The sequence below is a fragment of the Synechococcus sp. H55.11 genome, from assembly GCF_047462475.1.
In the GTDB taxonomy this organism is placed as follows: domain Bacteria; phylum Cyanobacteriota; class Cyanobacteriia; order Thermostichales; family Thermostichaceae; genus Thermostichus.
This window is the reverse complement of sequence record NZ_JANSJI010000138.1, coordinates 2,456-14,019: the sequence shown is the minus strand read 5'-3', so window position 1 is coordinate 14,019 and position 11,564 is coordinate 2,456. Positions and strand designations below refer to the sequence as shown.

Here is an 11,564-nt window from a genome sequence, read left to right as displayed (position 1 = left end):
CCGCCTTTACTACTGCGACAAACCCAACACCTGTCTCATCTCCAATGGCTTTGCCGCCATGGGCATCGCCATTGCGGGGGCTTTGGCCGCTAAATTGGTACATCCTGACCGCCACATCGTGGCCGTGACTGGAGATGGCGGCTACGGGTTGATCGGGTGGCAGCAGTATGGCGTCAAGCTGGCGGAGAGCATGGGGCTCAAAGGCTACCCTGTCTCAGAGAGCAGGGCTCCTGCTGCTTGGGATAGACCACCCTGTTTGCAGAGGTCATGCACGGGGTAGCTGCCGAAGAGCTTCAAAGTTTCCGCAATCGCTTCCAGCGCCGCAATCACCTCTGCATCCAGATAGGGCTGGCCGACCGGATTCTCCAGATCGACAAAAAAGACATAAGTCCCCGCCGATTTTTTGGTGGGGCGCGATTCAATACGCGACATGTTCAAGCCCCGCTCCGCAAAGACTTGCAGCGGCTTCAGCAGCGCCCCCGGCACATTGTGGGGCAGGCTGAAGGCCAAGGAAGTGTGGGATCCTCCAGGGGAAGCGGGCGCCCCATCCTGTCGATCTGAAGGCGAAAGCGGCCCACGGCCCACCACCCAAAAGCGGGTGCAATTGTCGGGGTGATCGTTGATTGGGCAGGCCAAGACCGGCAACTGGTAGAGGGTGGCAGCTCGTTCTGAGGCAATGACGGCGGCGCCGGGCTGCTGCTGCAGGCGATCCAATTCTTCGGTGGTGGAGCGGGTTGGGATCAGCGTGGCTTGAGGCAAATGGGCTCTCAGCCACGCCTGACATTGGGCCAAAGCCTGCGGGTGGGAATAGACCTGCTCAATGTGCTGCAACTGCGAGGCACGTCCGATGAGGGCATGGCGAATCGGTAGGATCAGCGCCTGGCGGATGCTCAGCCCCTCCAGTTGCCAGAGGGCGTCCAAGGTCATGGAAACGCCGCCCTCTACCGAGTTTTCCACCGGCACCACCGCCCAGGGTTGCTGGCCGGCAGCTACCGCCTCCAAACAAGCGCTGATCGTCGGATAGGGCACCAAGGGATGGGATCCCTGGCTGTGCAGGTGAGGCTGCTCGGGGCAGGCCAGCAAAGCAGCCAGCTCCGTGTAGGTTCCGGCAGGGCCGAGAAAGGCCACCGGCGAAGCGGAAACGGTCACGTCAGCAGTGGGTAGCACTGTCGGGGGCATTCCTGCAATCAATTGTCGCTGGGGGCCAGCTCTAACTCGGTCGCGTCAGCGGTCTGGACGAGCAGCAGAGGACAGTCAGGTTCTGGGCAACGGGGATTGGCCGCCACCTTTTCCATGGCCTTCACCACCTCCAACCGGATCAGCCTCTGCAACTCCTGATCCGCTTGAATGGCTTCCAAAGTGTGAAGAGAGCCATGAAAACTGGTGGCGTAGCGAGGCTGGAGATTGTTCAAGGCCAGGGCGGCAGCATCGTGACAGAATCTCTCGCAGAAGCAGTAGCGCTGCTGGCTTTCCAGGAGGAGCATCTCGTTTATGGCTTCGAGGACGGCCCGCTCCATTTGATTTTCCAGCCTCCTCAGGGGTTTGCGTGTCTCCATGGCTGCCTCCTTGTAGCTTCCCTTACCGATGGCGAATTCCCCTTTAAGCGGGATCTGGCCAGCCGGAGTCTCTAGCGACCTCCTATCCTCTAGAGTACCCAGCTCAGTAAACAATGTTGGTGCTGGCAGCCTCTCCATTGACCAACACTCTCGGCAGACGAGCAGAAAGCCCACACAGCAGTTCGTAGGCAATGGTGCCCGCCTGGTCAGCCCAATCCTGCACAGACAAACCCATATTTGCCAGCTTGGGGCCCAGCAGCTCCACCACGTCCCCCACCTGTATATCCGGCCTCTCGGTGACATCCCACATACATTGATCCATTGTGATCGTGCCCACCTGTTGGATCAGGCCGCCGCGCACCCATCCTCGCAGCCAGCCGGAAAGCCGCCGTGGGATCCCGTCCGCATAGCCGATGGCCAGAGTGGCAATGCGACTGGGGCGAGAGGTGATGTAGCGATGTCCGTAGCTCACGCCGGTTTGGGCGGGCACGGTTTGAATGTGGGTCAGCCGCGCCTTGAGACGCAAGATCGGCTGTAAACCCGGCACCGGCAGGTGGGGAGCAGGCGACAAGCCATAGAGGACCAACCCCAACCGCACGCGGGAGTAGTGAAGACGGGCCAGAGCGCCGGCGGAGTTATCCAGATGCAACGGTGGCAAGGGATCCCCGGCTTGGCGAATCTGTTCCACCACCTGGGCAAAGCGGGCGTGCTGCTGTTCCATGACCGGAGAATGGGGCTCGTCTGCCGTCGCCAAATGGGAAAACAGGCTACAGCCCGCCAGCTCCGGGATCCGACAAATCTGCCCCCACACGGCTGCGGCTTCGCTCCAGGGGATCCCCAAACGGGTCATGCCCGTATCTACATTGACATGCACCGGGACGGGTCGCCCGGCCCAGCGGGCCACCTGGCGCATCAGGGGGATTTGCTCGGCGCGGGTAAGGCTGACCTCCAGCCGAGCTGCCATGGCCTGCTGCAGCTCCGCCCAGGTGTTCAAAGCTCCCAAGACCAAAATCGGAGCCTGCAGCCCCATTTGCCGCAACTCGATCCCTTCCGCTAGGGTGGCCACACACAGCCCTTTGACGCCGGCAGCAACGGCCACAGGAGCCACCAAGTGGGCCCCATGCCCGTAGGCGTTGGCCTTGACCACTGCCCAGATCTCGGTATCCGGCGACAAGCGGGCCTGCAACAGCCGCAGATTTTCCCGCAACTGGGCCGCGTCGATTTCCACCCAAGCCCGACTGGTTGACAGCTCCAGGTCGATGGCGCCATCCTGCTCTGCCCCCTGGGGTCCTTCCCTTAGGGCGCTCCCCTGACCCCCCCAATTGCTCCGCACTGCCTGCGGAACCGCTTCTCGATTCACCACTTCACCCCCCCACACCCAAACCGGTCGTGATTAGATTTAGCGCAAAGTCCGCTCCGGCGCCATCCACAGCAGCGGCACGTCTGGGATCCCAGCAACCGCGTCGCCGGCCAACAGCCGGCTCAGCCAAGCAGCTTGCCTTTGCGGGGACAATCCCTGGCTGAGCAGTCGTCGCAGTGCCCGTTGGAAGCCATCTCCCCCACCTGCGGGCGACAAAGAGGGATCCCCGGTCATGCGCCGCAGATCCTCCACCGCTTCGGTGTATCCCCCCAAAGCATCCACCAAGCCCACCTCCACAGCTTGCGCCCCGGTGAAGATGCGCCCATCGGCCAACTGTCGCACTCGCTCTTCGTCCAAGCTTTGTCGCCGCGCGATCATCTCTGCGTCCAACACCTGCTCTGCCCCTTTTGCTGGCAGGTGCTGGCGTCCTTGGGCCACATCGCGAATGAACTGGTCAAGGGTGTTCTCCACCAAGCCCTGCAGAAGGCGCTGCTCTTGAGGAGTGGCGCTGCGGAAGGGAGAGAGGATGTCTTTGTACTCGCCGGTTTTGAAGGTCTGCGGCTCGATGCCGTAGTTCTCCAGCAACTTGCCAAAGCTGAGGCCGCTGATGATGACCCCTATGCTGCCGGTCAAGGTGCCGGGGTTGGCATAGATTTTGTCGGCAGCACTGGCCACGTAGTACCCCCCACTGGCAGCGATGTCTTCCAGGATGGCGACCACCGGCTTGCCGGCTTCGTGTAGAGCGGTTACGGCACGGTAAAGTTCCTGGCTGGATCCCACGGCCCCGCCCGGGCTGTTGATGCGCAGCAATACAGCCTTGACGGCGCGGTCTTGCACTGCCTCCCGCAACTGTTCCACAGGAGAGGTGGGCAGGCCTACCAAAGTCGAGCCCCGTGGACCTCCTATCGTTCCTTCCAGGGTGACCACCTCGATGCGATCTGCCCCCCGCGCCGACTCCAGGCCAAGCCGAGCCGACTCTGAGGCAGGTCGTGTGCCGCCAACAATGGCCGCCATCAGGCAGACCACCAGCAAAGAAGCCGCCAAAATGCGGTTAAGCAGGGATTCCTCTGTCACAAGCCCCTCAATGTCACTGACTCTGTTCTATCACCCGGCAAGCTCCTCCGGTGGCCACAAGCCGAGAGCCTGGCAGAACCCATCCACCGAGCTCTTGACAAGCATCCACCGCCTGTCTACGATGAGTGCCTGGCACTTTTCACCAGCAAGCGGCTTCTTTAGGCTACACTGGTGATCTAAGAATGGTTGATAGTTGAAGGGAGAGGGCTCCCTTTTCTATCAACTGAAAACCTGGGGCTTTAGCTCAGTTGGTAGAGCACTTCAATGGCATTGAAGGGGTCAGCGGTTCGAGTCCGCTAAGCTCCATCCTCAAATAGAGAAAAGCTCCTCAGTCAGAGAATTGGGCCAGACGAGTACAAGCTTCGGATTCATCTGCGGGTGGAGTAAAGAGCGCGACATTGCTGCCGGCGAAACCCTCACCCTATGAAGGTGAGGAGATACGCAGAGCAAGAACCTCTAGCTGGGGAGAGTGTTCACAAGGACACTTTCCCCAACCCGCACTCAGGATTTGGTATGGATCCGTTTATCCTCTGGCCGAGGCAGTCAAGGCAGAGTTCATAATCGGCCAGAACCAGTGGGGCCGCATTAGGATCACCGTGTCGATAACGTGAATGATGCCGTTGTCGGCTTCGATATCCGCCTGGATAACGGTGGCATTGTTCACTTCAAACACATCCCCTTCGATAAACAGATCGATGGGGGATCCCTCTACTGAGCCCACGCTCTGGTACTTGGCCAAATCTGCCTTTTTCAGGCGACCGGGCACCACGTGGTAACACAAGATGCGGGTCAGTTGGGGGATGTTTTGCACCAGGGTGGTAATGGTGCCGGGGGGCAACTTGGCGAAAGCTGCATCCGTGGGGGCGAAAACCGTAAAGGGGCCGGGGCTTTTCAGAGTATCCACCAAGTTTGCCGCTTTCACGGCTGTAACTAGGGTGGAGAAACCCTCAGCAGAAACGGCAATATCGACAATATCAGGCATGGCCGAGATCCTTATTTTCTGGAAGTTGGGATGATAGGAAAGCCAAAGAAACAGGCAGTTGCAGAGCTACCTAGCCTGGACACAATCGAGGAGGGGAAGGGTCAATGCCTAGCACTTGAAGTCGGCTAGCGATAGTTCTGATCCTGAATGTAGGACAGGCGGGCTGCTTCTCGGATCCCGTATTCTGGTCGGGTGAAGCGATTGAGTTGTCCCTCAAAATAACGGCGGTTCATCATCAAATGCCGCGGATTGGGATCGTCCAAAGGATAGAGAAAAGCTGCCCTCCCCGCCTGGATCACGGCTGAGGTAACGTTGTACATGGAGCGCTGGAAGCTGATCCCAAGCTGGATCAGCATGTCATCTTCGCCGCGGCAATGCTTGCGGTAATACTCCACCAAATACTGGGGCAAAAAGTGGTACATATCCTGGTGCAAAAGCGTCGGCGGGATCCCAGCAGTGGCCACCGGAAACTTGTCGGCGTAGAGGATCCCATAGTGGAAGTCCAACTGGTTGGTGGGAACTTCGTTGGCCTGGGCGTTGTAGGACTTGGTGCCGCGGAAGGGAGAGGTGCGATAGAACACGGCCTCTACGTAGGGGAAAGCCGCCTCGTAGAGCCAGGTAAATCCCTTGGATTTGGGCACAATATCGTACCATTCCCCGCGAATGCGCACCCGGTGGTAGATGGGCCGCCCGGCAATGGCGAAGATCCCGTTGACCAAAAAGTTCATCGCCTCCGGCACGCTGGTGATTTTGCCCTCGTCGTAGAGGTCGCTCATCTCAAAAAAGACGGGGGCCATAATCTCCCAAAACAGGCCCAGCACCGAATACATGGTGGCCTGGCGGCAGAGTTCCAGAAACATGTCTGGAAAGAGCTTGTACAGGCCGGTCAAGAGAGGATTACCCTGACAGTAGGCGCGGATGGCGCGGTCGGCATTTTGTTTGTATTCCTCGGAATCCATATAGGGATCCAACAGGCCCCCCATATCCCGGTGCCAGAGCATGGCCCGCATACATTCTTCGGCAAATTCCATGTTGATGCGGTCATGCCAGAGGTGATGCAAAATCCGCGGCAGCTTGCGCTTGAGCTCCCCTTTTTCCATGAACTCCAGAAGTTCCGGGTGGGCCGTGGCGGGGCCGCGCCAAATGCGCAAATCTGCATTATCTCCCGCGTAGTGGTTGGCCAGCTTTAGGTATTCTTCGGGAATGATGAACTTAAAAAAGGGCAAGGGATCCACAAACACCTGCTCGGCAATGTAGAGCAGATCCCGCCAGTAGAAGTCCATCGGCACCGCATAGGCTTTGTAAAGGCCGATAATTTGCATCAGGTTTTCCGGCGTATCCGGCAGCATGGATCCCCCCGCTTCGAGGCGGTGGACTACATCCGCAAAAGGGTGGGTAGAAGGGGGAAGCTTGCGGGTTGTGAGGGTTGTCGTCATGGAAGAAGTCTCCAACTCTTCAAAAGCTCTGGATCCTTGCGGCTATGCGTCGAGATCTCAATTCGGTCTTGGACGCTTCCTGGAAGTTCTCCGATTGCTTTGGTCGCCTCCCGAGAAGGTGATCTAGGGAGAATGGGCAAAGTCGCCGGCTGAGGCCAAGATGAGGGTTTGGGCCTGAGCCACCTGGGTGGATAGAGTAAACGCCAACGGTTGCGGCCATTTCACCAGGTTCATAGGCTGGATCCCAAACCAGACGATCAAGGCAGTTAAGATAAAGCCCGGGATCCGCTCCCAACCTTGCACCCGTGGGTAGTAGGCGGTGCGGTTGTCCAATTTGCCGAAGCAGGTGCGGTTGAGCAGGATTACAAAATACACCGCCGTCAAGCCGGTGCCGCAGATGCTGATCAAGGTGGGCAAGGGAAAATCTTGGTAGCTGCCCTGGAAGATCAAAAACTCCGCCACAAAGCCCACCAAGCCCGGGATCCCGGCGCTGGCCATGCCGCCCAAAATCAGCAGGGCACTCACGGTGGGCAGGCCGCGCAGGGGATTGAGCAGGCCGTTGAGCACGTCCAGATCCCGCGTTCCCACCTTGCGCTCCACCAGGCCCACCAGATCAAACAGCAGCGCCAAAATCAGGCCGTGGGAGATCATCTGCACCATCGCCCCCGTCAGGCTAATCGGTGTGGCCGCCGCCATGCCCAGCAGGATATAGCCCATATGGCCAATGGAGCTGTAGGCCACCATGCGCTTGATGTCTTTTTGGGCGATGGCCGCCAAAGCCCCCGACAGCACAGCAATGGCCCCCCACCAGGCCAGGATCCCGCCCAGATCGGCCCAAGCTTGGGGAAACAACTGCAGCCCAAAGCGAAACAGACCATAGGTGCCCAACTTGGAGAGCACCCCACCCAGCAGGATCGCCACCGGCGGCGAAGACTCGCCGTAGGCGTCGGGCAGCCAGGTGTGGAGAGGCACCAGCGGCATCTTGATGCCAAAAGCCACAATCAACGCCAAGAGTGTCAGGGTTTGGGCAGCAGGGCCCAGAGAGCTAATGCGAACCTCGGCCAGCTCAAAGGTATGGGGATCCCCTAGCCAGTAGATGGCCAAAAACGCCCCCAACAGGAAGATGGCAGAGACAGCGGTGTAAATCAAAAACTTGATGGCGGCGTAATCCCGCTTGGGGCTGCCCCAGATGGAAATAAGCAGGTAGATCGGGATCAGCACCAGCTCGTAAAAGAGGAAAAACAAGAGCAGGTTCTGAGCGGCAAAAGCCCCGTTGACCGACCCGCTCATGAGCAAAATGCAGCCGTAAAAGAGATTGGGCCGCTTCACTTCCGGCTCCGCCGTCAGAATGGCGATGAGGGTGAGCAGCCCGTTCAGGGCCACCATCAACAAAGACAGCCCATCCAAGCCCAGGGAGTAGCTCAGCCCAATTGGCGGGATCCAATCCCACCGCTGCTCCCACTGCAAGCCGGTCGCCTGCAAGTCGAAGCGGGTAAATAGGAGCAGGGAGATGGCCAGCGGGATCGCGGCCAAGACCACCGCCAGCTTTCGCCCTCCCAAGCCCAGGAACAGGAGCAGGGATCCCACAATCGGCAACACAATCAAGGCACTCAGCATCGTCTTTTTCCTCTTTTCTAAGGACTCCGTCCTGCCACCACCCAAGCCTAGAGAATGAGCCAGCCCAGCAGGGCCACCCCTACCACAATGGTCAGCACATAGGCCTGCAACTGGCCGGAGGTGGTGTATTTCAGGACTTGGCCGCCTGCCAGCACCGCCAAGCTGGTCAAATTCACCAAGCCGTCCACCACGTAGCGATCAAAGAAAGCCGTGACATCAGAGATGATGCGCACCAAAAACACCACACTGGCTCGGTAGAGCTTGGAAGTGTAGAAGTCGTTGGCCAGCAGATCCTGCCAGTCGGCCAAGAAAGCCCAGTCCACCGGCCGCCGCTCCCGCGGTAGGTACAGCCAGGCTCCCAAGGCGATGCCCGCCAAGCTGGATCCCGTCATCACTCCAACGGGGATCCCTTCTAGGACGGGAATGAGATCCAGCGCCGCCAGGATCATGGGCATGTGCAGCGCCACTCCCATGGTGACTGTGCTGGGCAACATCATTGGCCAATGCACCTCTGGGGAACGCTCGCTCATCTGCTGCGGCTTACCCCCCCAAACCAGGCCGAAGACCCGCGTCAGCCCCAGCGCCGTCACCGCATTGGTAACCAGCACCACTGCCGCCCACAGCCCCTGCCCGGATTGCGCCAACTGCTGCCACAAATCTGTCAACACCCAGAAGGAGCCAAAAGGCGGCAGAGCCACCATGCCGGCCATCCCCGTCAAAAAGCACAGGCCGGAGATAGGCCGCCGCGACCACAAGCCCCCCAGGTAGCGCAGATCCTGGGTAATGCTGTTCCAGATCACCATACCCAGCGCCATCACCAGCAAGGCCATCGCCGGCGCATAGGTGAGCAGCAGTTGGTAGGCTTGTTGGGTGTGTCCTGTGCCCACCGCTACAAAGATCAAGCCCATGTAGGCGCTCACCAGATAGGACAAGGCCCGCTTGGCATCGATTTGGGCCAGGGCCACGAAGGCTCCTCCCACTGCCGTCAGTGCCCCGATCACCAGCATCACTTCCAGCACGGTTGGGGAAAGAGCATAGAGCGGTTGCAGGCGAATCAACACCCAAGCTCCCGTGCCCACCACCACCGAGTTGCGCAAGATCGAGGCCGGGATCGGCCCCTCCATCGCCTCATCCAGCCACAGGTGCAGGGGGAACTGGGCACACTTGCCCACCGGGCCAGCCAACAACCCCAGCCCCGCCAAAGTGATCAAGGTCGGATCCACAGAGATAGCTCCTGCCTGCACCGACTTTGCCCAAGCCGTCAAGTCCTCAAACTCCCAGGATCCCGTCAAAGGATAGATGGCGATGACCCCCATCAAGAGCAACAGGTCGCCAATGCGCTTGGTCAGAAAAGCATCCCGCGCCCCTGTTACCACCAGCGACTGGTTAAACCAAAGGCCCACCAACAGGTAGGTGCCCAGAGTCAAAATTTCCAAGATGACGTAGCTAAAAAACAAAGAGTCGCACAAGGCCAGAGCGCACATCCCCCCCTCAAATAGGCCCAGCAAGGAGAAAAACCGCGCCCAGCCCCAGTCCATTTCCATGTAGCCAAAGCCATAGATCTGGGCCGCCAGGTTTAGCGCTGTCACCACGGCGCAGGCCCCCAGCGTTAGCGATGAGACCTGCAGCGGCAGCTCCAATACCAGATCCCCCACCTGCAGCCAGGGCAGCCGAATCACCTGCGACGGCTGATCCCAAATTGCCACCAGCGCTCCTACACTGTGCAAGAACGCCAGCAAAGTCAGCAGCGCATTCAGATAGCCCGCCGGACGGGGTCCTGTGCGCCGGGTAATTCCTGGGGACCAGATTAGCGCTCCCGTCCACGCCACCAAGGCATAGAGGGGAATGAGCCATGCAGTTGTGATCAGCCCGTTCAAGCTCATAATCCTCCTTCGGCCAGGGATCTTGGCCAAACTGGAACACTCGCTGAGATCCTGCAAGAAATCTTAAAAAGCATCCTAGCGGAGAACCGAGATAGATAAAAATTGAACTTTCCGATGAGATCTCTAGGTAAGAGTCTATGCTTTAAGAGCGGGTAGCCAGGTGGTCTCTGTTGTTGTGACCACCTTGCTTTTTATCCTCACTACTTCTATAGGGTAGATGGGAACAAGCTCCTTGGAAACCTGAGGATCCGCGGTTGGGTGGATCCAGTTTCCGGTGCTGTTTCCGATCCAGCAGGACGGGCGCGCCCCAGTTCAGCTCTTCTCCCCAGTCCGCTACTCAATCAAGTCGCTATGGAATTGCTATTGTGAAGTTGCTATGAAGATCAAGAGCAATGCCCTAGAAAGGCGTCTTGACTTTGGGTTGCTTGACCTTGAGTTCGCGAATCCGTTTCAACATTTTTTGGAAATACTCGGCCAGGTAATCTTCAAGCGAGGTCAGAGAGGTCAGTTCAATCCCCAAGGTTTCGCACACAGCTGTCATATCGGCATGCATGGGTTCTTTGGCAGCAATCACCTCGACAAAGGCCAGCCGGTCGGCAATGTTCCAGCTCCACTGAAAGAACTGGGCCACCTTACGCGCTCCTCGCAGCAGTCCCAAGGGCATGGTGCTGACCTTGGCTTTTTTGCCGGAGAGCTGCTCGCACAGGGCGATGACTTCTTGGGATGTCCAGGCCTTGGGCCCCACCAAAGGGAAGATCTGCTGCTTGGCGCCTTCGACACTAAGGGATCGCACGGCAAACCGGGCTGCATCTAAGGTGTCGAGGTAGGCTGTGGGGATGCTCTCGCTGGCTACCCAAACAATTTGCTCTTCCAAAATGGGGATGGCATACTGGCCGATCAATCCCTGCATGAAGCCCGCCGGACGAAAGATGGTGTAGGGCATCTGGGATCCGATCAAGTACTTCTCGATGTGGTGCTTGAAATTCATCAGGGGCACATTGGGGTACTCATGCTGAGCACCCATGATGGAGAAAAAGACGAAGTGGCCCACTTGGGCAGCCCGTGCCGCATTGATCAGAGCAACTTTGCCATCCCAATCCACCTGGCGGGCGCTGAGGGTGTCGGTTACCCGCACCGTGGCACAGTCGATCACCGCCTCGACGCCTTCCATCGCCGCTCGGAGCGTGCTGGGCTGCAGTAGGTTCCCCACCTTGAGGTGGGCGCCCCATTCACTCAAGAAAGCAGCCTTGGCCGGGTTTCGCACCAGACAAGTCACCTGATGCCCTTCTTCGATGGCCCGCCGCACCACCTGACGGCCCAGCGTTCCCGTTGCCCCCACAACCAGCACGTTCATAAAATTATCATTTCTTAACCTTAGGCTTAGTCTATCAGACAAAGGCAGCTTCCAACACAGAAGGATAGCTTGGTAGCCCCGAACTGGAGTGCGGGGCGGAAAAGCCCGTAATTGGCAATAACAGCGCCTTTACGAGTTTGTTTTTGAACTGCGTAAGAATCCCCCGCCTTTAGGCAGTGGGAGTGTCAAAACTCGGCCCAACTCTAAGCCATGAACAAAACAGGGATCCCCGACCCAAGGAGCTTTGCAGGGATCCCCGGCTCAGTCTGCTGCCGAGAGAGTGTTCACCCAGCCAGCTCGTT

At 58.7% G+C, this 11,564-nt stretch carries 9 protein-coding genes, 1 tRNA gene and 1 pseudogene; 2 read left to right on the top strand and 9 right to left on the bottom strand.

Translation table 11 applies throughout. The features are described from left to right. Positions 1–268, top strand: a pseudogene (locus tag NW853_RS05830) (thiamine pyrophosphate-dependent enzyme); the annotation flags it as partial. Here NW853_RS05830 and pheA read toward each other — a convergent pair. The 4 genes from pheA to sppA form a co-directional block, all read right to left on the bottom strand. Then, entirely contained in the window at positions 205–1,167 is a 963-nt protein-coding gene (pheA, locus tag NW853_RS05825; protein WP_414348294.1) for a prephenate dehydratase, read from the bottom strand. The pseudogene NW853_RS05830 and the gene pheA sit on opposite strands and share 64 nt — an antisense overlap. A 20-nt stretch (positions 1,168–1,187) precedes the next feature. Further along, a complete protein-coding gene (locus tag NW853_RS05820; protein ID WP_414333012.1) occupies positions 1,188–1,556 on the bottom strand; it encodes a late competence development ComFB family protein in 369 nt (122 codons plus the stop codon). A 103-nt stretch (positions 1,557–1,659) separates the two neighbouring features. Continuing rightward, positions 1,660–2,916, bottom strand: a complete 1,257-nt coding sequence (gene alr, locus NW853_RS05815) for an alanine racemase (RefSeq protein WP_414348291.1) — start codon at positions 2,914–2,916, stop codon at positions 1,660–1,662. A gap of 39 nt (positions 2,917–2,955) precedes the next feature. After that, a complete protein-coding gene (sppA, locus tag NW853_RS05810) occupies positions 2,956–3,990 on the bottom strand; it encodes a signal peptide peptidase SppA (protein ID WP_414333015.1) in 1,035 nt (344 codons plus the stop codon). A 233-nt stretch (positions 3,991–4,223) separates the two neighbouring features. Here sppA and NW853_RS05805 point away from each other — a divergent pair. Continuing rightward, positions 4,224–4,296, top strand: a tRNA-Ala gene (locus NW853_RS05805). Positions 4,297–4,513: 217 nt separating this feature from the next. Here the strand turns inward: NW853_RS05805 and NW853_RS05800 are convergent. From NW853_RS05800 to NW853_RS05780, 5 genes are all read right to left on the bottom strand, one after another. Then, positions 4,514–4,972 carry a fasciclin domain-containing protein gene (locus tag NW853_RS05800; RefSeq protein ID WP_414333017.1) on the bottom strand — a complete coding sequence of 153 codons (459 nt, stop codon included), beginning with the start codon at positions 4,970–4,972 and terminating at the stop codon, positions 4,514–4,516. A gap of 125 nt (positions 4,973–5,097) precedes the next feature. Then, on the bottom strand, positions 5,098–6,408 hold the full coding sequence (locus NW853_RS05795) for a CO2 hydration protein (protein ID WP_414333019.1): 1,311 nt from the start codon (positions 6,406–6,408) through the stop codon (positions 5,098–5,100). 123 nt (positions 6,409–6,531) lie between these two features. After that, positions 6,532–8,025, bottom strand: coding sequence for an NADH-quinone oxidoreductase subunit M (locus tag NW853_RS05790; protein WP_414333021.1), 1,494 nt, complete (start codon positions 8,023–8,025; stop codon positions 6,532–6,534). 47 nt (positions 8,026–8,072) lie between these two features. Next, positions 8,073–9,908 (bottom strand): NAD(P)H-quinone oxidoreductase subunit F, encoded by a 1,836-nt coding sequence (locus tag NW853_RS05785; protein ID WP_414348289.1) that lies wholly within the window; start codon positions 9,906–9,908, stop codon positions 8,073–8,075. Between the two features lie 397 nt (positions 9,909–10,305). Next, positions 10,306–11,262: an NAD(P)H-binding protein gene (locus NW853_RS05780; RefSeq protein WP_414348287.1), complete on the bottom strand. Its 957-nt coding sequence runs from the start codon at positions 11,260–11,262 to the stop codon at positions 10,306–10,308. Between the last annotated feature and the right edge of the window lie 302 nt (positions 11,263–11,564).